24 protein-coding genes are annotated in these 24,078 nt (G+C 58.5%); 16 read left to right on the plus strand and 8 right to left on the minus strand.

The genetic code is table 11. The annotated features are described in order from the left end of the window. Positions 1–121: 121 nt before the first annotated feature. On the plus strand, positions 122–1,078 hold the full coding sequence (locus BQ9846_RS00330) for a sulfurtransferase (RefSeq protein WP_075878646.1): 957 nt from the start codon (positions 122–124) through the stop codon (positions 1,076–1,078). A 224-nt stretch (positions 1,079–1,302) separates the two neighbouring features. After that, positions 1,303–2,082 carry a ZIP family metal transporter gene (locus tag BQ9846_RS00335; RefSeq protein WP_075878647.1) on the plus strand — a complete coding sequence of 260 codons (780 nt, stop codon included), beginning with the start codon at positions 1,303–1,305 and terminating at the stop codon, positions 2,080–2,082. A gap of 6 nt (positions 2,083–2,088) precedes the next feature. Here the strand turns inward: BQ9846_RS00335 and BQ9846_RS00340 are convergent, their stop codons facing one another. Together BQ9846_RS00340 and BQ9846_RS00345 are read right to left on the minus strand one after the other, a co-directional pair. Then, complete coding sequence (locus BQ9846_RS00340) at positions 2,089–3,138, minus strand: SO_0444 family Cu/Zn efflux transporter (protein ID WP_075878648.1); 1,050 nt, start codon at positions 3,136–3,138, stop codon at positions 2,089–2,091. Positions 3,139–3,200: 62 nt separating this feature from the next. After that, positions 3,201–4,220 (minus strand): isocitrate dehydrogenase, encoded by a 1,020-nt coding sequence (locus BQ9846_RS00345; protein WP_075878649.1) that lies wholly within the window; start codon positions 4,218–4,220, stop codon positions 3,201–3,203. 362 nt (positions 4,221–4,582) lie between these two features. On the opposite strand from BQ9846_RS00345, the gene BQ9846_RS00350 reads away from it, so the two are divergent. The 9 genes from BQ9846_RS00350 to BQ9846_RS00390 all read left to right on the plus strand — a co-directional run bounded on the left by BQ9846_RS00350 (position 4,583) and on the right by BQ9846_RS00390 (position 15,320). Next, complete coding sequence (locus tag BQ9846_RS00350) at positions 4,583–6,004, plus strand: RNA-guided endonuclease InsQ/TnpB family protein (RefSeq protein WP_075878650.1); 1,422 nt, start codon at positions 4,583–4,585, stop codon at positions 6,002–6,004. A gap of 94 nt (positions 6,005–6,098) precedes the next feature. Then, positions 6,099–7,505 (plus strand): NfeD family protein, encoded by a 1,407-nt coding sequence (locus BQ9846_RS00355; protein ID WP_075878651.1) that lies wholly within the window; start codon positions 6,099–6,101, stop codon positions 7,503–7,505. Between the two features lie 76 nt (positions 7,506–7,581). Then, entirely contained in the window at positions 7,582–8,391 is an 810-nt protein-coding gene (locus tag BQ9846_RS00360; protein ID WP_075878652.1) for a slipin family protein, read from the plus strand. A 62-nt stretch (positions 8,392–8,453) separates the two neighbouring features. Then, positions 8,454–9,320: a DMT family transporter gene (locus BQ9846_RS00365; protein WP_075879434.1), complete on the plus strand. Its 867-nt coding sequence runs from the start codon at positions 8,454–8,456 to the stop codon at positions 9,318–9,320. A 363-nt stretch (positions 9,321–9,683) separates the two neighbouring features. Next, on the plus strand, positions 9,684–11,174 hold the full coding sequence (locus BQ9846_RS00370) for a SulP family inorganic anion transporter (protein ID WP_075878653.1): 1,491 nt from the start codon (positions 9,684–9,686) through the stop codon (positions 11,172–11,174). A gap of 25 nt (positions 11,175–11,199) precedes the next feature. Then, a complete protein-coding gene (locus BQ9846_RS00375; RefSeq protein WP_075878654.1) occupies positions 11,200–12,060 on the plus strand; it encodes a universal stress protein in 861 nt (286 codons plus the stop codon). Between the two features lie 137 nt (positions 12,061–12,197). After that, positions 12,198–13,352 (plus strand): cyclopropane fatty acyl phospholipid synthase, encoded by a 1,155-nt coding sequence (cfa, locus tag BQ9846_RS00380; RefSeq protein WP_202403099.1) that lies wholly within the window; start codon positions 12,198–12,200, stop codon positions 13,350–13,352. A gap of 46 nt (positions 13,353–13,398) precedes the next feature. Continuing rightward, a complete protein-coding gene (locus BQ9846_RS00385) occupies positions 13,399–14,343 on the plus strand; it encodes an arsenic resistance protein (protein ID WP_075878656.1) in 945 nt (314 codons plus the stop codon). 119 nt (positions 14,344–14,462) lie between these two features. After that, positions 14,463–15,320 carry a universal stress protein gene (locus BQ9846_RS00390; RefSeq protein ID WP_075878657.1) on the plus strand — a complete coding sequence of 286 codons (858 nt, stop codon included), beginning with the start codon at positions 14,463–14,465 and terminating at the stop codon, positions 15,318–15,320. A 20-nt stretch (positions 15,321–15,340) separates the two neighbouring features. On the opposite strand, the gene BQ9846_RS00395 is transcribed toward BQ9846_RS00390, so the two are convergent. Beyond that, complete coding sequence (locus BQ9846_RS00395) at positions 15,341–16,528, minus strand: MFS transporter (RefSeq protein WP_075878658.1); 1,188 nt, start codon at positions 16,526–16,528, stop codon at positions 15,341–15,343. A gap of 80 nt (positions 16,529–16,608) precedes the next feature. Between BQ9846_RS00395 and BQ9846_RS00400 the strand changes: the two genes are divergently transcribed. Then, positions 16,609–16,950, plus strand: coding sequence for a TraR/DksA family transcriptional regulator (locus tag BQ9846_RS00400; RefSeq protein ID WP_075878659.1), 342 nt, complete (start codon positions 16,609–16,611; stop codon positions 16,948–16,950). A gap of 25 nt (positions 16,951–16,975) precedes the next feature. Here the strand turns inward: BQ9846_RS00400 and BQ9846_RS00405 are convergent, their stop codons facing one another. The 3 genes from BQ9846_RS00405 to BQ9846_RS00415 form a co-directional block, all read right to left on the minus strand. Then, entirely contained in the window at positions 16,976–18,082 is a 1,107-nt protein-coding gene (locus BQ9846_RS00405; protein WP_075878660.1) for a pyridoxal phosphate-dependent aminotransferase, read from the minus strand. 89 nt (positions 18,083–18,171) lie between these two features. Further along, complete coding sequence (locus BQ9846_RS00410) at positions 18,172–18,489, minus strand: CcdB family protein (protein WP_075878661.1); 318 nt, start codon at positions 18,487–18,489, stop codon at positions 18,172–18,174. Beyond that, positions 18,489–18,734 carry a type II toxin-antitoxin system CcdA family antitoxin gene (locus BQ9846_RS00415; protein ID WP_075878662.1) on the minus strand — a complete coding sequence of 82 codons (246 nt, stop codon included), beginning with the start codon at positions 18,732–18,734 and terminating at the stop codon, positions 18,489–18,491. The genes BQ9846_RS00410 and BQ9846_RS00415 overlap by 1 nt, the downstream gene beginning before the upstream one ends. 186 nt (positions 18,735–18,920) lie before the next feature. Between BQ9846_RS00415 and BQ9846_RS00420 the strand changes: the two genes are divergently transcribed. The 4 genes from BQ9846_RS00420 to BQ9846_RS00430 are packed head-to-tail and all read left to right on the plus strand — an operon-like array spanning position 18,921 to position 20,746. Then, entirely contained in the window at positions 18,921–19,898 is a 978-nt protein-coding gene (locus tag BQ9846_RS00420) for a ribonuclease Z (protein ID WP_075878663.1), read from the plus strand. Beyond that, a complete protein-coding gene (locus tag BQ9846_RS16660; RefSeq protein WP_159437898.1) occupies positions 19,895–20,170 on the plus strand; it encodes a hypothetical protein in 276 nt (91 codons plus the stop codon). The genes BQ9846_RS00420 and BQ9846_RS16660 overlap by 4 nt, the downstream gene beginning before the upstream one ends. 50 nt (positions 20,171–20,220) lie before the next feature. Next, positions 20,221–20,493 carry a type II toxin-antitoxin system Phd/YefM family antitoxin gene (locus tag BQ9846_RS00425; RefSeq protein ID WP_075878664.1) on the plus strand — a complete coding sequence of 91 codons (273 nt, stop codon included), beginning with the start codon at positions 20,221–20,223 and terminating at the stop codon, positions 20,491–20,493. Beyond that, positions 20,474–20,746: a Txe/YoeB family addiction module toxin gene (locus BQ9846_RS00430; protein WP_075878665.1), complete on the plus strand. Its 273-nt coding sequence runs from the start codon at positions 20,474–20,476 to the stop codon at positions 20,744–20,746. The genes BQ9846_RS00425 and BQ9846_RS00430 overlap by 20 nt, the downstream gene beginning before the upstream one ends. A 16-nt stretch (positions 20,747–20,762) precedes the next feature. Here the strand turns inward: BQ9846_RS00430 and BQ9846_RS00435 are convergent, their stop codons facing one another. Next, complete coding sequence (locus BQ9846_RS00435) at positions 20,763–22,622, minus strand: 7TM diverse intracellular signaling domain-containing protein (RefSeq protein ID WP_083651436.1); 1,860 nt, start codon at positions 22,620–22,622, stop codon at positions 20,763–20,765. A gap of 132 nt (positions 22,623–22,754) precedes the next feature. Further along, positions 22,755–23,927: an FAD-dependent monooxygenase gene (locus BQ9846_RS00440; protein WP_075878667.1), complete on the minus strand. Its 1,173-nt coding sequence runs from the start codon at positions 23,925–23,927 to the stop codon at positions 22,755–22,757. Between the last annotated feature and the right edge of the window lie 151 nt (positions 23,928–24,078).

The following is a 24,078-nucleotide window of genomic DNA, read 5'->3' on the forward strand; positions in this document are numbered from 1 at the left end:
AGCAGAGGCCGATCCGATGATGCGTCGGCACTTTTATCCTTTGCTAAGCCCTAGGTGAACGCGCGATGGAAGTGGCTAACCCGTGATAGACCTGTTTTCCCCTGACCCCTTTGGAGGTTTTATGTCCCGCTTACTGTTTGGCTTGATAGGCGCGCTAGGGCTTTCGACCCAGGCGCTTGCCGCTGATTTGACACCGCTGGTGGATGCCGAGTGGCTTAACGCGCATCGCGGTCAAGACGACTTGGTGATTCTTGACGTTCGCTCGTCGATCGATAACGGCGGCGACGCCGAGAGCTTTCGTGAGGCGCGCATTCCCGGTAGCCGCTACTCCAGCTACACCGAGGCGGGCTGGCGCGAAACCCGCGACAGCGTCGCGGGTATGATGCCCGCGGTGAGCGAGCTGGAAGCGCTGATCGGCGGTTTAGGCATCGATAACGAGAGCGATGTGGTTATCGTGCCCGCCGGCACCGGGCCGACCGACTTCGGCAGCGCGGCGCGGGTTTACTGGACGTTCAAGACCCTGGGGCACGACGATGTTGCCATCTTGAACGGCGGTTTTGCCGGCTGGCAGCAGCAGGGCTTTGAGGTGGCAAGCGGTGAGCCGCAGGACTACCGCGAGGCCGCGTTCGACGCCACGCTGCGCGAAGAGCTGATTGCCTCGACCGAAGCGGTGGAAGCCGCACGTGAGAGCCAAGCCCAACTGGTGGACGCACGCCCCGCCGACTATTTCGCCGGTGAAAATCAGTCGCCCGCTGCGCGAGTGGCCGGCACCATCCCCGGTGCGCGCAACCTGCCGCACCACTCGCACTTAAACGCTCAAAACGGGGCTTACTACCTGGATGTTGACGGTCTGCAATCGCGTATCAACGCCGCTGAACTGGACAGCAAGGAGCGCACGATTGCTTTCTGCAACACCGGGCACTGGGCCGCCACCGACTGGTTTGTGCTGAGCGAAGTCGCCGGGTTCGACAACATCGCCATGTACGACGGCTCCATGGCCGCCTGGACGGTCAGCGATTCGCGCCCTGTGCAGCTTGCCCGCGAAGGCATCAAACAGGTGAAGGAGCTGCTGAACTAACAAGTCCGACGTCAGGCATAAGGATATGCGTTTTGGTGTCTAATGTGTCCAGGGTGGATTGCGCCGCTCTGTCTACTCCCCCTAAAATGCGCCCACCTCTGGTGGGCGCTTGTCTTTGCGTCTGTCATCCTTGATCCTCCGCGTATATCGCCGGGGGCGATTAGGGTTGTACGTCCACTTTTTATCCCCACAAGCCAGCAACGCACAGGGAAATACACACGCACATGGAAAACACGGTAGTAGTGGGGTTTCTCGGCAGTCTCATTGCGGGGTCACTGACCGCCGTAGGCGCTGTGCCGGTGCTGCTGGGTAAAACCCCCGATCGCGGCTTTCGCGACCTCGCGTTAGGCTTTGCCGCCGGGGTAATGCTCGCGGCGTCGTTTTTCTCGCTGATTATTCCGGCATTGGACGCCGCGGAAGAGTATTACGCCGGCGGGGCGGTGCCCGCGGCAATCGCGTGTATCGCTATTTTGGTGGGGATGGGGGCGATCGCGCTGCTTAACGAGCGCCTGCCTCACGAGCACTTTCAGCAAGGGCGCGAGGGTCCCGAGGCCGCCTCACTGCGTCGGGTGTGGCTGTTTGTGTTCGCCATTGCGATTCATAACTTCCCCGAGGGGCTGGCGGTCGGCGTGGGCTTTGGCGCCAACGGCATCTCCGGCGGTATGCCGCTTGCCATCGGTATCGGCTTGCAGAACATGCCTGAAGGCTTGGCGGTGGCGGTCGCGCTCATGGGTGAAGGCTATTCGAAGTGGCGTTCTTGGAGCATTGCGGCGCTAACCGGACTCATTGAGCCGGTAGGCGGGTTGCTCGGGGCGAGCGTGGTCAACGTTTCCCAGGCGCTTTTGCCCTGGGGGCTGGCGTTCTCCGCTGGCGCCATGCTGTACGTGATCAGCCACGAGATTATTCCCGAATCCCACCGCAGCGGGCACCAGAAAAAAGCCACCTTTGGCCTGGCGATGGGGCTGGTGATCATGCTGTTTTTGGACGTATGGCTGGGGGCTTAGCCGAGTTCAAGCGGCGTTGGGGAGCATGCCGGCTAACTGACGGCGCAGTGGCTTGACCGCCAGCCCCACGAGCACCAAAAGCGCGGCGGCTTCAAGCCATCGCGGCAGAAGCTCATCGACACTCTCGACTTGAGCGATGACGTTGACGCCAAAAAAGTCGATCGCGCCATCGACGGCCAACCCCACCAGCACCGCGCTGGCCAAAATCCCTCCCAGGTAGCGTACCAGCATGGGCGCGCCGAATTCGCGTCGCACGATGCCTAAGGTGGCGACACTCGTGACCGGCCCCGCGATCAGAAACACCAGCGCCGTGCCGGGTGAAACGCCGGCGAGTATCAACCCGGCGGCAATCGGCGTGGCGGCGGTGGCGCAGATGTACAGCGGAATGCCAATCACCGACATCAACAGCATGGCGCCCAAACCGCTGCCATAGGCCGATAGCGCCGTGGCTGGTACTAGGGTCGTCAATACGCCGGCGAGCAGCAGGCCGATCCCCAGCCACAGGCTGATATCGTCGAGCACGTCGGTGAAGGCGTAATGGATCCCCTCGCGTAGACGCGCACCCAGAGGAGCGGAAGACTCGGGCGCTGACGGAGCACAATCGCTATCACAACACCCGCCGCAGCTTCCTTTTGAGGTGGGTTCGGGCGCGGGTTCGGGCTGTTTTGTCGCCACGCCAATGCCCGTGGCGATGGCAACCACCACCGTGCCGCCTAGCCGCGCCAACAGCATAAACGGCCCGAGCAGGGCATAGGTGATGGCCAGCGAGTCAACGCCCACGCCGGGCGTACCGATCATAAACGCCGTGGTGGGGCCGCGACCGGCGCCTTGGCGATACAGCGTCAGCGCCGTGGGGATCGCCCCGCAGGAGCAGAGCGGTAGCGGCACGCCCAATACCGCTCCCCGCGCCACGCCCGCCAGCGAGTTGCCGCCTAGCCAGCGCGTCAAGTAACGTTCATCCACCAGCGCCTTGATCAGGCCCGCCGCCAGTAGACCCAGCAGAAGCCAGGGAGCCGCGGTGAGCGCGACATCCAGTAGCGAGGTGATCAAGGCCATGCGGTTCTCCTGATGCTTTTACAGCGATAGCTTTTACGACAATAGCTTTTACAACGATAGCTTTACGACGCGCTTTTTACCTGTTCGACCAGCGCATCGGCGAAGGTATCGGTGGTGCCGCTGCCGCCCATGTCCGGCGTCACCCTGTCGCGGTGGCGCTGTAGCACGTCGCGAATGCCCTGGCGGATGGTGGTGCCTTTGCCGTTCATGCCCAAATGATCCAGCATCTGGGCGGCAGCGAGCAGCAGCGCGCAGGGGTTGGCGAGCTTTTTCCCCGCGATATCCGGGGCGGAGCCGTGCACCGCTTCAAAGATGGCGGCGTTCTCACCGATATTGGCCCCCGGCGCCAGGCCCAGCCCGCCCACAAGACCGGCGCATAGGTCAGAGAGGATATCGCCGAAAAGGTTAGTGGTGACGACGACATCAAACTGATGAGGGTTCATCACCAGCTGCATGCAAGCGTTATCCACGATCATCTCTTGGAATTCGATCTCGGGGTACTCTTTGGCGATCTCTCGCGCCACATCCAAAAAGAGCCCGGAGCTTGTCTTGATGATATTGGCCTTATGCACGGCGGTGACTTTCTTGCGGCCGTTGTTTTTTGCCAGCTCAAAGGCGTAGCGCACTATGCGCTCGGAGCCCTTGCGGGTGACCTTGATCACCGAAAGCCCGGTGTCGCCGCCGTCGACAAACTCCTGCCCATCGGAGAGGTAGGCGCCTTCGGTGTTTTCGCGCACGGTGATCATGTCGATGTCGTCATAGCGCGACCGGGTACCGGGGAAGCTTACCGCCGGGCGCACGTTGGCGTAGAGGTCGAAATGGCGGCGCAGCTGCACGTTGATCGACGAAAAGCCTTTACCAATCGGCGTGGTGAGCGGCCCTTTTAGTGCGATGCCGAGCTTTTCAATGGTATCGAGCGATTCTTGCGGGATCAGCGTGCCGTGTTTTTCCAGCGCGGTGAGGCCGGCGTCGATAAAGTGGTACTCCAAACCGCAGTCTAGCGCGTCAAGAACGCGCAGCGTGGCCTCCATGATTTCGGGGCCGATGCCATCACCTTTGATCACTGCAATAGACTGGCTCATGTCGTACTCCTTTTATTTAATAGCGGCAAATGTTGATAGCGGCGGATGTCGGTAAGGATAAGTCGATCGGCGGGGGTAGCCGGATCAGCGTGGGCAGATGGGTTTTGTCATGTGCGCGAATGGTACGCCAACGCGCGCCGAAACGTCACCCTGCGAAGGCCGTAGGAAAAAGTGCTGATGCGTGGTTAAGCCGTTATTCATGAGCAATGCGTTGAGCCAATCCCGGCGCAACCTCGGGTGCTTTAGCTCCGAGTCAAGCCGGAGCGGCCCAGGGAAGGTCGCAAAAATGAAGGCAGACAATTATTTGACATGCCATCGGTCACTTACTAGAAGTATGTATATTTACACAGAAAAGGCTTCACATGCTCACTGGCATCCGCTATCGCGCTTATCCCACACCTGAGCAGGCTCAGCGCTTGGCTCAATGGGTCGGGTGCGCTCGGGTGATCTATAACGGGAAGTGTGATGATGCCTTTTACCAATACAGGTTCGCCAAAGCCTATCTTCCGGCAGGCCATTATCCTGCCCATGACAAGACCTACCGCCAGTACAAGACGGAATTGACCCCCTGGCTCAAGGATTGCCCGTCACAGATCCTGCGCAACAGTGCCACGATCTGGCATCGTTCTTATCAGCGGTTTCTTAAGGGATTAAGCCGACCACCTAAGCGCAAGAGTCGCGCCACCGGCAATTACATCTGGCTCACCCAGGAGCTCTTCGATATTCGCAAGGAAGGCGGCGTTTACCGTCTGTTCATTTGCGAAGGAAAGAAGAAATTCGATCTTGGCGAACTGAAGCTAGGCTGGTACCGCAACCCGCCAGCCAAACCGAAATCGATCTGGATCAAGGTAAAGAATGGTATATGGACGGTGTCGTTCAGCTACGAAGATCCTGTGACGAGAAATCAGCCTGTGCCGCTGGAGCTGCCTGAGCATATTGAATGGCTCAAGGGCGCATCCATTGAAGAGCTGTATGCGATGGTCGACGCTATCGATATCGGCGTGGAAGTACCGATTCAGTCAACGCGGGCAACATTCTTCTTTAGTGAGCGAGAGAAGCAGAAGAAGAAAAATCGCACCAAGAAGATCAAGCGAAAGCAGCGGAAGATGGCGCGTCAGGCGCTAGGCAGTAAGCAGCGAGTAAAGACCAAGAGGCAAATTGGTCGCCTAAAGAAGAAAGAGACTGACTGCCGAGAAGACTTCATTCAGAAGTCAACGCATGCCTTGGCCAATAATTGCCATGTGCTGGCTATGGAAGCGCTGAAGACCAAAAACATGACGCGCCGTGCCAAGGCCAAGCAGTGCCCCAAGACAGGAAAGTGGCTGAGAAACAATCGCTCGGCCAAGGCGGCGCTGAATCGCTCAATGCTGGATATCAGCCCAGGCCGTATCAGGACGGTTCTGGCGAATAAAATGTATCGGCATAACAAGCCACTACTCCTCATTCCCCCGGAATATACCAGTCAGACGTGTGCTGCATGCGGCCACACGCACGCCGAAAGCAGGCTGAGCCGGTCGGAGTTCAAGTGCAAGGGGTGTGGTCACGAAGCTCACGCTGACGTGAACGCGGCCTTTGTCATTAAACAGCATGCTATCGATTTACTTCTACACTCTGGGACAGAGTTGCTGGACAACGGGTCACTCCGAAATCCAGTATTGGGCGCCCCAGGAGCCTTCGGGCAACTGGCTACGGAGATAAGACGCTGTTGGGAAAATCCTGCCTGCGCATCCGTCGACACGTCAACAAAGATAGGAAGTGACTTGCTACGCAGTTCAGTAGCCTGACACGACCTTGAAGTTCGGTGGCTTTAGCCCCGAGTAGTTCACTAAAAAAATCGGAACCTGCTAGCCTGAAAGTGAGCTTGAAAAAGGAGTGCGCATGCCCACACCACGATGGCGAAGGTTTATCCAATGCTCCGCGCTTTGCTGTTTGCTACTAGGCACGCTGCTGCTCGCCTGGCACGCCGTGGCCCAAGAAAGCGCCTCCAGTCGCGATGAAAGCGCGCTAGTGATGACCCTGGAAGGGACCATCGGCCCTGCCTCTAAAGACTACTTTGAGCGCGGTTTGCGCACCGCACGAGAACAGGGCAGCGAAGTGGTGATTGTCACTCTCGACACCCCCGGTGGGCTGGTCGAAACCACCCGCGATATGATTCTGGCAATGCTCAACGCCGATACTCCCGTGGCGTTTTATGTCTCCCCCAGCGGCGCGCGAGCGGCGAGTGCAGGCACCTATTTGCTCTACGGCAGCCACGTCGCGGCGATGGCGCCGGCGACCCATTTAGGTTCCGCCACGCCGGTACAGATGGGCGGCGGCGGTTTGCCCGGCACCGGCGATAGCGACGAGGCCGCGCCGGATGAGACGAGTGATAACGGCACCGAAACGCAGCCAAGCGGCAGCGCCATGGAGCGCAAGGTGATGGAGGACGCGGTCAGCTTTATCCGCAGCTTGGCCGAGCGCCACGGTCGCAACGCCGATTGGGCCGAAAACGCGGTGCGCGAGGCAGTGAATCTTACCGCTTCAAATGCGCTGGAGGAGAATGTGATCGATATCGTCGCCCGCGATATTGATGACCTGCTGACCCAGATGGACGGCAGGACGGTGGTAATGGCGCATGGCGAGCGCACGCTCAATACGGCGGATTTGCGCATTGAGCGCTTCGACCCGGATTGGCGCACCCAGGTACTCTCATTGATCACCAATCCCAATATCGCCTACTTTTTAATGATCATCGGCTTTTACGGGCTGGTGTTTGAACTCTCTAACCCCGGTAGCCTGTTTCCCGGCACGATCGGCGTGATTTCGCTACTGCTGGCGCTGTATGCGTTTCAGGTGCTGCCGATCAACTACGCGGGGCTTGCGCTGATTGTGGTGGGGCTTGCGTTAATGGTGGGCGAGGCGTTGATGCCGAGCTTCGGTGTGCTTGGCGTCGGCGGTATCGCCGCTTTTGTGTTCGGTTCGGTGATGCTGATGGATAGCGAGTACTTGGCGATTTCCTTGCCGCTGATCGGCGGTGTGGCGCTGCTTGCGGGCGGAGTGATGCTGTGGACGCTCACGCGCTTTATGAACCTGCGGCAGCAACCCGCGCACACCGGTTCCGAGGAGCTGAAGGGGGCAGAGGCCGTGGCGCTGGAGGACTTTGGCGGAAAGAGCGACGGCAAAGGCCATGTGCGGTTGCACGGTGAGCGCTGGAATGCCGTTTCTGATGCCCCGGTGAAAAAGGGCGATACGCTAAAAGTGGAGAGAGTTGAAGGTCTTACGCTACACGTGACGCCGGAGAAGTAGCCGGCCGCTGCTGTTTATTTGCCAACGGCTACGTATTTTCAATGACGAATCTTCAATGACGACATAGAGGTGCCCGATGCTGATTTCTTATCTTGTCCCGGTTGTTTTGGTGGTGTTGCTGATCGCCGCCTCGATTCGCATCCTGCCTGAGTACAAGCGCGGCGTGGTGTTTTTCCTGGGTCGCTATCAGTCGGTAAAAGGGCCGGGGCTGTTTATCATTATTCCCGGCATTCAAAAAATGGACGTGGTGGATCTGCGTACGATTACCATGGATGTGCCCGAGCAGGATGTGATCTCCCAGGATAACGTCACGGTGAAGGTCAACGCCGTGCTCTACTTCCGCGTGGTTGACCCGGAAAAGGCCATTATTCAGGTGGAGGACTTCAGCCAGGCCACCAGTCAGCTGGCGCAAACCACCCTGCGCTCGGTGCTGGGCAAACACGACCTGGACGAAATGCTCTCCGAGCGCGACAAGCTCAACGACGATATTCAGGAAATTCTCGATACGCAGACCGAAGCGTGGGGGATCAAGGTCGCCAACGTCGAGATCAAACACGTGGACCTGGATGAAAGCATGATTCGTGCCATTGCCCGCCAGGCTGAGGCCGAGCGCGAACGCCGCGCCAAGGTGATCCACGCCGAAGGTGAACTGCAAGCCTCGAAAAAACTGGTCGAGGCAGCCAACGTGATGCAGGAGAACTCCGCCGCGCTGCAGCTGCGCTATCTGCAGACCATGAGCGATATGAGCACCAAAAATGCCTCTACCATTGTCTTCCCGCTGCCCATGGACATTATGGAAGCGTTCAAGGATATGAAAGCCAAAAACACGCCGGCAAAAAACGCGGATAACGGCAATAAAGACGACACCGATAAAGACAGCGCGTGAACCAGGCCAGCGTGATTAACGCCCAAGTCGACGGCAAGGCGCTTCGTCAGCAGGGGCTTTTGATGACTGCTGGCGGGGCGCTGATTATCTCCCCCGATGCGCTGCTGATTAAGCTGATTGGCCTGCCGGATACGGATATTCTGCTATGGCGGGGCCTGCTGACCGCGCTGGGCTTTATGCTGATCGTGGCACTGCGCCAGGGTCGTGGCTTTGTGGGCGCTTACCGTCGCTGTGGCTGGACCGGCATCGGCGTTGCCGTGCTGTTCAGCTTCTCCACCTTTGGTTTCGTGCTTGGCAATCAGTACACCAAAGGCGGCAACGTGCTGATGATTCTGGCCGGCGCGCCGCTAATTGCCGCCGCGCTCTCGCGGCTTTTCCTTCATGAACGGCTGCCACGCCGTACCTGGGTGGCGATCTTTCTCTGCCTCTTTGGCACCTCCCTGATCGTGCTGGACGACGCGGGCGCGGGCTCTTGGGTGGGCAACGCCTTTGCGCTGCTGGCCGCGACGTCACTGGCGGCTAATTTCACGTTGTGTCGCACGCGCCCCGGGGTGGATATGAGCCCGATGCTCACGCTCGCCGGGCTGATCGTGGCCACGGTGGCGTTCGTTGTCAGTGGCTTTGGCGCGCGGTTAATCGTGCCGTCTCCGGCGAGCTGGGCATGGCTTTTGCTGTTGTGCATAGGCCTTTTGCCGCTGGGGTTTACGCTGATCCAGCGCGGCCCGCTCTATCTGCCCGCGGCCGACGTGGGCCTTTTGATGCTTCTCGAAGTGGTGGTGGGCACGCTCTGGGTGTGGTGGATACTCGGTGAGCAGCCCGCGCCCATCGGGCTTTTGGGCGGGGCCATCGTGATCGGCACCCTGCTGGTGAAGGGGCTTTATGAGCGCGAGCGGGAGATGCGGCAGCGCAGCAGGGTGCAGGCGGGGTAATTTACTGCTAAAATCTTGCGCCTTTGTTGCGCGGCAATGGTGCGCCGCCCTTAAAAATCGTCCTTAAAACAGCGTTAACCACGCACAGGCGCAGATCACCTCCATGTCGACTCCTCTCACGACATCGAACACTCTCTCAGGGCTGATGACTCCGCCCTAGGTATCCTGTCTATCGCTTATGACCGCCCGGCGTCCACGACGCTGTCACGGCGGCATGGCACCCTTGTGTGGCTGACCCGCACAGCCTGCGTTACCTCCGCCTCCGCGGTTCTCTTTTTTTATTGATGTTTTCGTGCGACTCAGCGCGCCCGCGTGCGCTGTCATTTGAGTCGTTTGTTTTCACTCCCAACCCTGGACCCTTGCATGTACGAAAAATTCAAACTCTCCTGGCTCTCCAACCTGAAGGGCGACACGCTCTCGGGCATCGTCGTCGCGCTGGCGTTGATTCCCGAGGCGATTGCCTTCTCGATTATTGCCGGCGTTGACCCCAAAGTCGGTCTCTACGCCTCCTTTGCCATCTGTGTGATTATCGCGTTCGCCGGCGGTCGCTCGGGCATGATTTCTGCCGCGACCGGCGCCATGGCGTTGTTGATGGTGACGCTGGTGAAAGAGCATGGCTTGCAGTATTTGCTCGCCGCGACGCTTCTCACCGGGGTATTTCAGATTATCGCCGGCTATTTGCGCCTGGCGGATCTGATGCGCTTTGTGTCGCGCTCGGTGGTCACCGGTTTCGTTAACGCGCTGGCGATTTTGATCTTCATGGCGCAGCTGCCCGAACTCACCGGCGTAACCTGGCACGTCTACGCCATGACGCTGGCGGGCCTGGCGATTATTTACGGCTTCCCCTACCTGCCGGCGGTGGGCAAGTCGATTCCCTCGCCGCTGGTGTGCATTGTGGTGCTCACCGCCGTGTATATGGTGACGGGAATGGAGATCAGAAGCGTGGGCGATATGGGCGAGCTGCCCGATAGCCTGCCCATCTTCTTGTGGCCCGATGTGCCGCTGAACCTCGAAACGCTGATGATTATCCTGCCCTATTCGCTAATGCTGGCGGTGGTGGGGCTTTTGGAGTCGATGATGACCGCCACCATCGTGGATGATCTCACCGACACCAAAAGCGACAAAAATCGTGAGTGTAAAGGCCAGGGGGTTGCCAATATCGGCGCGGGCTTGATTGGCGGCATGGCGGGTTGTGCCATGATTGGTCAGTCGGTGATCAATATTAAATCGGGCGGTCGTCGTCGGCTCTCGACCTTGATCGCCGGTGTGGTACTGCTGATCATGGTGGTATTTCTTTCCGACTGGGTCTCGCAGATCCCCATGGCCGCACTGGTGGCGGTGATGATCATGGTCTCGATCGGTACCTTTAGCTGGGAGTCGATTCGCGATCTGAAAAAGCACCCCATGAGCACCAATATGGTCATGGTGGTCACTGTGATCGTCACCGTTAGCACCCACAACCTGGCGATCGGGGTGTTTGTCGGTGTGCTACTCGCGGCGATGAACTTCGCCAACAAAGTGGGCAACATTCTCTACATCGGCTCAAAAGAAGTGGAGCCGGGCGTCGAGCGTGAATACCAGATCGTTGGTCAGGTCTTCTTTGCCTCTTCCGAGCGCTTTAGCGCCGCCTTCGATTTTAAAGAGAGCATCGATAAAGTCACCATCAACCTCTCCCGCGCGCACTTCTGGGACATCACCGCCGTTCAGGCGCTGGATCGCGTGGTGATCAAGTTCCGCCGTGAAGGCACTGAAGTCGAGTTGATCGGCCTGAACGAAGCCACCGCGACCATCGTTGACCGCTACGCGGTACACGACGACCCCGAAGCCGTGGAAAAACTCATGGGCGGCCACTAAAAACGCGTCAGACAAGGAGAGAAGGATGAGTGATCACGTAATGGCCGCGATCGATGGTTCGCGGTTTTCCGAGAATGTGTGCGACTACGCCGCGTGGGCGAGCCTTGCGCTGGATGCGCCGCTGACGTTCGTGCACGTGGTGGATAACCATCCACAAACCGCCGAAGACGCCAACCTATCGGGCAATTTACGCCTCGGCGCGCGGGAAAAGCTGATGAAAGAGCTCTCCGAGCTCGATGAGCAGCGCGCCAAAATCAACCGCGAGCAAGGCAAGCTAATGCTCGAAGCCGCCAAGCAGCGCGCGATTGACGATGGCGTGGCGGAGCCCGTCACGCGTCAGCGTAATGGCACGCTGGTGGAAAGCCTGGTGGAGCTTGAGAAAGACGTTCGCCTTTTGGTGGTTGGCAAGCGGGGCGAGACAGCCGAACACGCCAGTGGCCACTTGGGCTCAAACCTTGAGCGGGTAGTGCGTGAGATGCACCGGCCGATTCTGATGGTGCCGGGCGCTGCGTTTAAAACGCCGGAAAAAGTGATGATGGCGTTTGATGGCAGTAAAACTGCGCGGAAAGGTATTGAAATGCTGGCTAAAAGTCCGCTATTTCAAGGGATTGCCTGCCACGTGGTGATTATAGGCGCGGAGACAGGGGAAAATCGCTCGCAGCTGGAGTGGGCGCTTGCGACGCTGCGCGACGCCGGGCACAGCGCCGAGGGCGCGATTCGCGCGGGAGAGGTGGAAGCCACGCTTCACGCCTACGAAAAAGAGAACGGCATCGACATGATCGTGATGGGGGCCTATGGGCACTCGCGCATTCGTCACCTGCTGGTGGGCAGTACGACGACCGAAATGCTGCGCAATAGTCATATTCCGGTGCTTATTTTACGTTAAATTGATTTCGCGCAACGAAATCGTCCAGCCGGCCCGCCTTGTGCGGGCCGGCTTTTTTTTATGAAATGCGAAATCCCGACTAAGCTGATTATTCAAGGAGTGGCCTTTCCCAATGGCAGGAGGTAACTGTCTTGAACATGACCCTGTTAAAAAAAAGTGACGCGAGTTTTGATCCGTCCCTTACTTCCCACCGCTACGTGGCCGACCTTCTCGAACAGGCCAATATTGAGATAAACGGTGACCGTCCTTGGGATATGCAGCTGAACGCCTCCGGTGTTATCGAGAACGCTCTATCACGGGGCAATCTGGGGCTGGGTGAGAGCTACATGAACGGCGATTGGGATGCCGAGTCGCTGGATCAATTTTTCTATCACCTCACGCGCGCCAAGCTTCACTTAAGCGTAAAACCCACTCAACTTGTATATCACTCGCTGCGGGCCAAACTGGTCAATCGCCAAAGCGCCAAACGCGCCTGGGAAGTGGGGGAGAGGCACTACGACCTGGGCAACGAGTTCTACGCTGCGATGCTTGATCAGCGCATGACCTACACCTGCGGCTACTGGAAAAACGCTGCCAATCTGGACGAGGCCCAAGAAGCTAAACTCGACCTGATTTGCCGTAAGCTGGCGTTAAAGCCTGGTATGCGCGTGCTGGATATCGGCTGCGGCTGGGGCAGCTTCATGGCCTACGCCGCCGAGCATTACGGTGTGGAGTGCGTGGGGTTAACCATCTCCAAAGAGCAGGCGGAGTTCGGCAAGCGGGTGATGAAAAAGGGCCTGCCGGTGGAATTTCGGCTGCAGGATTACCGCGCTGAAACGGAGGTTTTCGACCGCATCGTCAGCATCGGGATGTTTGAGCACGTCGGACATAAAAACTATCGCGAATATATGGACGTGGCGCACCGCTGCCTGAAAGAGGATGGGCTCTTTTTGCTCCATACCATTGGTAAAAACGTCACCAATACGCCCCCCGACCCGTGGATCGATAAATACATCTTTCCCAACGGCGAACTGCCTTCGCTAAGCCAGGTCACCGATGCCGCCGAACCGCTGTTTGTGGTCGAAGACGTACACAATTTCGGCGCCGATTACGATAAAACCTTGATGGCGTGGCATGAGAACTTTGAAGCCAACTGGCTGGAGTTTCGCGACCGGTTCGACGATACGTTTTACCGCATGTGGCGCTATTACCTGTTGAGCTGTGCCGGTGCCTTCCGCGCCCGCCAAATTCAGCTCTGGCAGTTGGTGCTCAGTAAACAGGGGGTCGTGGGCGGTTACTCGCGGGTGAGTTGAAGGCGTATCCTGGCGTTTTACTTCCACTGAGGTAGACACATTTTTAATGCGAGAAGCGCTGGAAAAGTACCAAGTTTGGCTCTACCTCGTGGCGATCATTGCCGGTATTAGCACAGGCATGCATGGGCAGGCGGTTCAGCGTTTTGAAAGCGTGCTGTGGCCGCTACTTGGCGTTCTGCTTTACGCGACTTTTACCCAAGTCCCCTTTTTGGGCACTGCTTTAGCGTTTCGCGATCGGCGTTTTTTGGCAGCCCTCGTACTGGGCAACTTTGTCGCCATGCCGCTGGTGGTGTGGGCGCTGGTGACGCTTTTCGCCTTGGACAACGCCTTGATGCTCGGGGTGTTGTTGGTGCTGCTTGTGCCTTGCACCGACTGGTTTATCAGTTTCACCTATCTGGGTCGGGGAGATACAGCCCGCGCCATTGCCGCATCTCCCGTGCTGCTTTTGCTGCAAATGGTGCTGTTGCCGCTCTATCTCTCGCTCATTATGGGGCAGCAATTTGTCGGGAGTGGGCTTTTAGGACAGTTACTGCCTGCCTTTGTTGGGCTTATTCTCACGCCGCTTCTGCTCGCCTGGTTCACCGAGAAGGTGGCCCTGCGCCGTCGTGCCTTTCAGCGCTGGGTCAGCGTGATGGTGTGGCTGCCGGTGCCGCTGCTCGCTGCCGTGGTATTTTTGATTGCCGCCTCGCAAGTTCACCTAATCATGGCCACACGCGAAAGCCTGTGGCCCGTGGTGGCGATATTCGTCCTCTATCTACTCACAGCCGCGCTAGTGGGAAAAAGCCTCAGTACGTTGTTTCGCTTGCCAGCTCCCTCGGGCAGGACGCTGGTGTTTAGTCTGGGGACCCGCAACTCTTTTGTGGTGCTGCCCTTGGCCATTGCGCTGCCTGAGATTTGGGCGCCGGCGGTCGTGGTGATTGTGCTGCAGTCACTGATCGAGCTGTTTGGCATGCTGGGATTGCTCAAGTGGGTGCCGCGCTTCATTCATTAGTGGCAGACCGACACATGACCTATCGCTTGGGGGCGAGTTGATGTAGAAAAGAGGGTGTCTTGCTACAACACGCTTTTTATCACAATACATCGCCATGCCCCGTTAAGGAGACGCGCGTAATGACCGATAAGGTGTTGGCCGCCATTGATAGCTCGCAATTTTCCCAAATCGTGTGCGACTACGCCGCTTGGGCCGCGCAAGCGCTTGAGGCACCGCTGGAGTTTGTCCATGTGATCGACAATCACCCGCAAACCTCAGAGCCCGACATGACCGGGAACTTGGGCTTGGGCACCCGCGAGCATTTGTTAGAGCGCCTGTCAGATATCGAAGAGCAGCGCGCCAAAGTGGCCCGCGAGCAGGGGCGCTTGCTATTAGAGTCCGTGAAGGAGCGCGCGATCAACGCTGGCGTGGCAGCGCCTACCACGCGCCAGCGCAACGGGACGCTGGTGGAAACCTTGGTGGATTTAGAAGGCGATATTCGCCTACTTGTGATGGGCAAGCGCGGCGAAACAGCGCACAAGGCCAGCGGTCATCTGGGGTCAAACCTAGAGCGTGTGGTGCGCGAAATGCACCGCCCCATTTTGATGGTGCCACGCGGCGAGTTCAAAGCGCCGGAAAACGTTATGATGGCGTTTGATGGCAGCAAAACCGCGCGCAAAGGCGTGGAGATGCTGGCCAAAAGCCCGCTGTTTGAGGGGGTGGCCTGTCATGTCGTGATTGTCGGAGCGGAAACGGGCGAAAACCGCTCGCAGCTGGAGTGGGCGCTTGGCACCCTGCGCGACGCCGGGCATGACGCCGACGGCGCGATCCGCGCCGGCGAGGTGGAAGCCACGCTGCGCGCTTACAAGGAGCAGAACGCCATCGATATGCTTATCATGGGCGCCTACGGCCACTCGCGCATCCGCCATCTGCTTGTTGGCAGCACCACCACCACGATGCTGCGCAACGCCCATTTGCCGGTACTGATTTTGCGCTAGATAACCAGCCGCCAACAGCGCTAGTCGTTGCTATGTGCCACTCTCAATACTGGCTGCGCCAGCAGCCAGCCGACGATAATAAAGGCGAGCATGCCGGCGAGAATTACCTCAAAGCTGACGCCGGCGCCAAGCAGCACGCCAAGCACGGCGGGGGCGATGCCGGTGGAGAACACCATCGAAGCGCTCAGCGCGGAGCGCACCCGGCCCAGGTGCTCAGCCCCCCAGAGTTTGATTAAAAGCCCGGAAGCCACAAGCTCTTGCGCCCCCATGGCCAGGCCACCGCCGACCATCAGCGCCCAGACGCTGAGGTGCCCGCCTAGCATGAGCGCAATTACCATTGCTATCGCATAGGGCAAGAGATACAGGCGAGCAAGCCGCACCGGGCCGAGTCTATCCACCCAGCGCCCGCCTAGCAGCGCCCCCGGTAGCTTGGCAAACCCCATGCCGGTCAGGGCCAGCGCGTAGACGGTCAGCGAGCTATCCAGTGCCTCGGTCAGTTGCGCTTGGTAGATAAAAAGTCCCGTCATGGTGATCGGCAGTGACATCAAAAGCGGCAGGAGCTGCCAAAAGTGGCGCTCGCGAAAAGGCTTTGGGCCTTGGGAATCGCGCTGGGTGGGCTTGATGCCAGGGGCATTTGGCCACGGTGCTTTGATCAAAAGCCACGCCCAGGGCAGGGCAATGACCAGCGCAAACAGCCACCAGAACTGCTGCCAGCTAAGCCATAACAGGGTGACGGCAACCAGTGGCGGCAGTGCCGCCTCGCCAAGCGGAATTCCCAGACTCACCAAGCCCATGGCGCGACCGCGCAGTTGGGTAAACTCCCGCGCCGCCAGCGTATTCCCCAAGTGCGAGAGCATCCCCTGTCCGCACAGGCGCACGATGCCAAGGCCGAGAATACCGAGCCACCACCAGGGCGAGAGCGTCAGCAGCGCAATCCCACAGGCGAGCAGCAACAGCACGGTCACGGCAAAACGGCGCGGCGAAATCCAGTCAATCGTCGGCCCGAAGCGCAGCATGAAAAAGCCGGCCGTAAGCGTTACTACCGCGTAGCCGGTGCCGAACTGGCCAACGCTTAAGCCAAAGTGCTCTGAGATAGGCGCCTGGAACAGGCCGATAAAAAAGCTCTGTCCCAAACTTGAACTGAACATCGCCAAAAAGGCGATAGCAAGCAGCGGGCGGTGTTCACGCAGCAGCGTGCGGTATCCCATAACAACGTCTCAACAGCGGCGGTAAAAGCCGTTAGTGTAGCAGGCACAGTGCCTTTAAAAGCGACAACGAGGAGGCGGGCATGAATCATCCCGAACTGGATGCCGATATGATACGCGAAAAGCTTTTGGCGCTGCGCGAAGAGTTGCAGGCGGAGAGCGCAAGCAGTGCATCCTCGCGCGACACCGTCGTGCTGGACCAAACCTCAGTGGGGCGGCTTTCGCGTATGGACGCATTGCAAGGCCAAGCGATGGCGAAAGCCGAGGAGGAGCGCCGCCAGCTGAAGCTCAAGCGTATTGTCGGTGCGCTGCAGCGGCTCGAGAACGGAGAGTTTGGCGAGTGTATTGAATGCGGCGAATGGATCGGCGCCAAACGCCTGAACTGGGAGCCGCTGGTGCTCAAGTGTATCGACTGCGCTGAGTAAAGGGCGCCGACTCAGCGGCGGCTGCCTACCCTTGCCGTACCGCCTCTTCCACCGGTGCCAAACGCTCGGGCGTTAGCGCGTCCTCCAGCGCGGTAATGCGTAGCACGTTGGCGATCGATGGGTGCCCAAGCCGCGCAATCAGTGTGCCCTCGTTGAGAAGCGTCTTATGAACGCTACCGGCAAGCTCAGCGCTAGGCAGGCGGATACCCACAAAGTTGGTGGCGCTGGGCAGCACGTCGGCGCCGAGCGCGCGAAAATGCTGGGCCAGTTTCTCCCGCCGTGTCTTCACCGCTTGGATATGCGCCTGCGTCTCTTGGGGATGGTCGAGTACGACTTCGGCCGCGGCTTGGGTCAGCGTGGACACCGCGTAGTGAATCCTCACTTTCATCAGCATCGCCAGGGTTTCCGGCGCGGCGATGGCATAGCCGATACGCAGCCCCGCAAGGCCGTGGGCCTTGGAGAGCGTGCGCAGACGAATCACGCCGGGCAGTACGTTAGCTAACACGCCGCTTTCGGCATCGTCGCGAAAATCACCATAGGCCTCGTCGAGCAGCAGCCAGCACGCTTCGGGCAGTTGAGCGCGTAGCGCGCGAATATCCGCATCGGTGTGCAAATGGCCGCTGGGGTTATCGGGGTTGGCGAGATACACCAAGCGCGCGTTTTCGGCATGGGCAGCGCGATTGAGTGCCTCCAGGTCGGGCGCCAGCAAGCCGGGGGCTTGCCGATAGGCCGGTTCCACGAGTCGACACCCCTCGCCACGGGCAAAATAGCCAAAGGTGGGGTAAGTGCCCGCCGTGGCGACCACCGCACATCCTGGCGTGCAGGTGGCGCGCAGTGCTAGCGCCATCAAGCTATCGGCGCCAGCATCCACCAAAATCGATTCCAGTGGGATCGCCTGCTGATGGCTAACCCGCTGGCGTACCCCCAGCGCTTCGGCATCGCCATAGGCGTATGCAAACTCGCTCATGGCATCGCCGAAGTGCTCGCGCAGCGCGCGATGGGGCATGTCCAGCCCTTCGTTGGAACCCAAACGGTGAGGAATGGGGTGGCCGAGCTTGCGCTCCAACACCTTGATACCTGGGAAAGGATTATGCGGGCCGTCACCCTGCAGATGGTCGGGAAAGCGTGGCATGTTGTCTCCTTGCGGGATGGCGTAGACTCATCAGCATACCATTAGGTTGTAATAGGCAAAGTCGAATACAATTGCCGCAAATCGCCGCGTTAAATGCCCGTGATGGCCATGTCCAGGGCGCCAACAATCTGGTCTCTGAAATGCGCTAGAGAGCCCACCGGGTTTTGGAGTTGCTTTTCAGAAACAGAGGAAATTTGCGGGGTCAACAACAGAAGCTCTTGTTCTGCAAAGCTGATTGCAGGCGTGAGCCCTTGCATGGCGTTGCCACCCAATGCGGAGCGTTTCCCCAAAGGGATGACGATGCGAGTTGTCAGCTCGCTCAGCAGGCTGCTCTGAATATCGACAAGGTAAGGGTAGTGCGCTCGGCTGGTTGTGCTTGGGTTGGGGTATACATCGAACTGTGCCATCAAAATTCCCTGAATTCATCGCCGAAGCAGCCATGTTGTTCGACAAAATCGTTGTAACTTTGGATCGCAGCGCGATTTTCTTCGGCCCATTGGGCTGCTTCGCGTTTGGAGAGCTCTTCTTTCAGGGCTCGCTCCAGGGTAGCGGACAGGTTAATGTTCAGTTCGCGGGTCTTACGCAGCAGATCGCTATTGACTGAGAGATTCGCTGCTTTTTTCGGTGCGGCTGCATTGTAGAGTTCGGCCATTGGAGCCTCCCAGTGGCAATTTAATGTATGGCCTAATTTTATGCGCATGGTAGTGCGCATTCAAGCATGCGCTTGCTGCTTCGGACGTTAATCCGTCAAAGCCCATTGTTAGCACGCCAACACGACACTATTTGGGTTGGCAGTGTGTTTACGCTGGGCTTGTACGTAAGAGATCACGAACAAACGATGAATTTACTCTTCCTTGGAACATCCGCCGGTGTGCCCACCAAAACCAGAAACGTCTCCGGCGTCGCGTTGCGCGAGAGCCAGGGGAAGGGTTGGTATCTGATCGATTGCGGGGAGGGTACCCAGCATCAGGTTTTGCACACGAAACTGTCGCTGAATTCACTGAGAGCCATCCTGATTACCCATGTGCACGGCGATCACTGCTATGGCTTGCCGGGGCTACTGGCGAGTGCGGCGATGAACGGCCGGACGGAGCCGCTTACCATCGTGGCACCCGCAGGCGTCAAGGCATGGCTGGACGCCACTTTTGAGGCCACACAGGTTTGCTTGCCCTTTGCCCTGGCGTTTATCGACTCGGACGAGCTGCCAACCGTTGAGTTTGAGCGCATCGCGGTTACCACTTCTAGGCTTTCACACCGGGCGCCGTCCTATGCCTATGGGTTGACGGAGACAAAGGTTGACGCCGCCTTGAATATCGAAAAGCTGACTCTCAAAGGCATTCCCAGAGGGCCGCTGTGGGGGCAGTTGAAGCAAGGGTTTGATGTTGAGTTTGGGGGCGAGCGGTTAAAAAGCCGTGACTTTCTGATCTCCAAACACAAGCCCAGAAAAGTCGTAATCGCCGGGGATAATGACCAGCCTGATCTGTTGTCTGAGGCGTGCGCGGGGGCGCAGGTGCTGGTGCATGAAGCCACCTACACCGAAGCCATGGCCGAGAAGGCCGGTGACGTGGGGCATAGCTACGCCAAGCAGGTCGCTGCGTTTGCTGAATCGGTAGCGCTCCCCAACCTGGTGCTGACGCACTTCAGCCCCCGCTACCAGCCCAACCCCCATGCGTCGCCTTCCATCGAGGACATCCGCAAAGAAGCCCAACGCGTCTATTTGGGTTCGCTTTACCTGGCGCGGGATTTTGGCGAATACAGCCTGGATAAAGCGGGTCACTTTGCTGAGATAGAGGGCGAGTCGCTTTCTGCGCGTTGATCAGTCGTGATAGCGAAGCCGAGCGTCTGTCCAAACTTCTTCCGTATCAGCAAGTAAAAAATGCGAGGCTTACGGGGCTGGTTGCGTTTATCTCGATGGACGTTACCAAAGAGTCAGCGCTAACTCCCTTACTGCAAAAACGCTCGCAACGTTTCGCTCGCCTGATCAATGGAAACGACACCATCCAAATGACCACGATTGCCTTCCAGGGGTTCAAGGGTCACGTCGCTGCCGCCTTCATACAAGCCGAAGCCGCAAACGTGGTCTTGTGAGGGTTACTGCGTTATAGTTGTACGGACTATCCGTACGTTATGGTGGGGCTATGAACATCGTCAGTGTCAACAAATTCAGAGATAACCTGAAAAGCCTTGTGGAACAGGTTGTGAGTAGACACGAACCCCTCAAGGTGACGCGTCGCACCGGAGAGGCTTTCGTTGTCATGAGTGCTGAGGATTGGGAAAGAGAACAAGAGACCCTGCACATTCTTCAGAACCGAGACCTGATGCAACAGATTGCGACCTCCCTCGATACTCACAGCCGTGGCCAGGGATACACACCTAATGGTGAGCAGATAAATGAGATCACTGGTATTTGAGGGCAATACTTGGGAAGCCTATGAAAAGATGCGCGAGAAAGACAAAAAACTGCACAAAGCTCTCTGCAAAATCCTGAAAGAAATGCTGCGTTCTGAAGATCCATCTACCGGTGTCGGCAAACCAGAGCCACTCAAACACAACCTATCAGGCTTGTGGTCAAGACGTATCTCACAGAAAGACAGGCTCATATATCGATTCGACGACACATCCATTTACGTTTTCGCTATTGGTGGGCACTACGATTCATCCTAACGCTTTGGCTTTACCGCTAACGACGCTGCGACTTGCGTGCGAGTTTGTGCTGATACATGGCATTGTCAGCGGTGGTAAACAAGTCATCCATCGTGCGGCCATCGCTGGGGTAGAGGGCGACTCCGACGCTGAGCGATAACGCTACGGAAAGATCGCTATCGATCTCAATGGGGGTTGTCGTGCAGGCGATGACTCTGTCGCGCAGCAGGGGGATGTCGTCGGGTTGAAGCGGTGGCGCGTACAGGATCACAAACTCATCCCCGCCAATGCGGGCCACCGTGTCGGTGGTGCGTACGCATTCACACAGACGCTTTGCCGTTTCGGCGAGCATCTGATCGCCCGCGGCGTGGCCGTGGGTATCGTTGATGGGTTTAAAACCGTCGAGGTCGATCACGGCCAGCGCGAAGTGTTGCTGATGGCGCTCGGCGTAGGCCAGAGCCTCTTGCGCGCGCTGATGGAGGTATTGTCGGTTTTTCAAGCCCGTGAGAGTGTCATGGGTCGCCTGGTGTTCGAGTTGTTTTTGGCTTAGGTGGAGAAGGCGATTCGCTTCCTCCAGGTCATGGGTGCGTTTTTTGACGCGCTGCTCCAGCTCTTCTTTGTGTATCCGCTCGTTTTCCAGCAGTTTTTGGCGATTGGTGATGGCCTCGGCTTGCGCTTTTTGTTTTTGTCGCTGCAAGTTCTGAATACGATCCGCCAGCGCTAACGAAAGCAGCAGCATCTCCACGGCGGAGCCGATCATCATGGCATTGGCGATAAGAAAAGAGCTGGGCAAAACGCCTAGGTTATGCAGGGCAATCACCATCACCCCGAGCAGAAAAAACAGCCAAGCCACGACGAAAAAACGCGCGCCGGGCTCTTTGCGTATCAAGCTCGCAATCCCCATGGAGGCGGCGGATACCACAAACACCAGGGAAATAAGGTTTACGGCGATGGCGGCGACGTTGTAGGAGACAAAGAGGGCGGTCAGCAGGGTCAAGGTGTACGCCACGCTAAGCGTGGGCATCAGCCAACCCAGGTGTAACCGGCGCGGCGTCGAGCCTAAAAAGCGCTGCACAAAGAGGGTGCCAAAAATCCCCGCCGCTGACACGCCGGCGGTGGGCGTCATGTGCGTCAGCCATCCCCAGTTGGGAAACAGAAATTGCCCGGTGACACCCGAGAGCCCCGCCTGGCCAATGGCGAGGAAAAAGACGTAACCCGAGTAGGTGATATACAGCGTATCGCGCAGGGCGAAATATAAAAACAGGTTGTAGATCAAAAGGCTGAGAAGAATGCCGTAATACAGGCCCAGGAGCATGTAACGGTGTTGATCGCGCTGCCAGAGGGCCTCCTGAGTCCAGAGCGTCAAAGGGACCGTCAGCGTGCCTTCGGAGCGCACGCGCAGTAGCAGGTCTTGCGAGGTATCACCGGCTTCGTGTTCAGCCAGAGCAAAGACATGGTGCAGGTGCGCCACGCTACGCGAGGAGAAGGGCAGAAGATCGCCGGACACCTCCTCACGCCAGGCGGTAGTGCCCGGCACGCTTTGAAACAGCGTGACTTCATCCAGCGAGGCGTGCCCCACTTCTAAATACCAGGGCTCGCCGGCGTCAGACAGGCGCCGTAGCGGGATGTGCAGCCAAATGGTATCGCGGGTCAGGCCAAAGTTGCGCTCGCCAAGCTGGGTAGCGCTGTGAGTGGGGTCTTGAAAGCGCTTTAACGCCTCTTGGGGGCTGAGTTCTTCGCCGCTGTGGCGGAAATAGGCCACTGCGCTCGACAGTTCTATGGCTTGTTGCTGCCCATCAAGTAAAAGTGGCGTTTGGGCGAGCGACTGGCCCGGCAGGCAGAGAGTCAAAAACATCGCAATGGAAAGCATCCATCCCTGCATCCGCCATACCCGCATTGCCACTTTATCCTATCCGTCGCTGAAAACATGTTGTCACCGAAATATTGCATAAGCTTACCAGAGTCGGGCCATCGTGGCGTTTCCTATCTTCGCGCGATAGCCCTCTACCGGTGACGTTATGCCAGCGCTTTAGCCGCGCTTAAACGGATTCAGCCCGTTGGCCTGTTGCATCATCATGCGCTTGGCGAGCGGGAAGCGTTCGGCGAGCTGCAGGCTGGCATCGCCGAGGCGGCGCAGTGGCGCGCTGCCGGTGAACAGATGATGGAAGCTGTCGGTGGCGCCAATCATCGCTTGGTTGGCCAGCCGGCGCTGAATTTCAAAGCGGTGAAGCCCCTTGGCATCGCCCATATCGCGCTGGTCGAGCAGAATATCGGCGAGCGCATCGGCGTCGTGCAGGCCGATATTAAGCCCTTGGCCGGCGAGCGGGTGCACCACATGCGCCGCGTCGCCAATCAGCGCGAGACGTTTGGCGATATAGCGCTTGGCGTGCTGGCGCTTGATGGGGAAGCTGGCGCGCCCGGTCACGCGAATCAAGCTGCCCAGCCGCTTGGGAAAGGCCGCTTCGATGGCCGCTTTCAAGCCCTCATCGGAGAGCATTTCCCGGTCGCGGGTGGCCGCCTCGCTGTCGTACCAGATCAGCGAGGCGTGATGCCCCGGCAGGGGCAGCATCGAGACGGGGCCGGTGGGGGTGAAGCACTGCCAGCTCACGTCCTGCTGGGGCAGCTCGGTTTCCACGTTGGTGATCAGCGCGCGCTGATGATAGTCGTAGGTGGTGATATCGATACCCGCGAGCTCGCGCAGCGTCGAGCGCGCGCCGTCTGCGCCGACGACCAGCTCCGCGTTGAGGGTTTTGTCGTTATCCAGCTCGACCAAGCGCGAGTCGCTGCTGGTGAGCGTGGCAATGGGCGCGCACTGGGTATAGCAGGTGACGCCGGGCAGCGTTTTTAAACGCTCCCAGAGCGCGTATTGAAGGGTGCGGTTCTCGATAAAAACGCCAAAGCGCTCAAGCCCGCTATCCTCGGCGGAAAACAGGCTATGGCCCTTGCCGTCTTGGTTCCACACTTCAATATGGCGAAACGAGCAGCAGCGCGCCTCGGGCAGCTCCGTGCCGCTGGCTTCGATAAACGCCAGCGAGCGGGCGTTGAGCGAGGAGATACGCAGGTCAAAATCGCCGCTAGGCGCGGTGGGCGCGTCACCACGCTCAATCAGCCCCACGTTTAATCCCGCGTAGCCCAGTCGCGCGGCCAGCGCGGCGCCAACCATCCCACCGCCGACAATGACAACTTCATGATCCCGTTGCATGCTATATTTTCTCCCACAAACTCCCGCAAAATTGATGACCAACGCAAACGATGACGCTGACGTTTACACGGTTTCTTCAAATCTCTATTAAACCCACTGTATAAGACGGTATGTAAGATAGTATCTAAGACCGTACTTGAACTCCTACTTG

Origin of the sequence: Vreelandella massiliensis (assembly GCF_900155385.1) — a bacterium.
Lineage (GTDB): Bacteria > Pseudomonadota > Gammaproteobacteria > Pseudomonadales > Halomonadaceae > Vreelandella > Vreelandella massiliensis.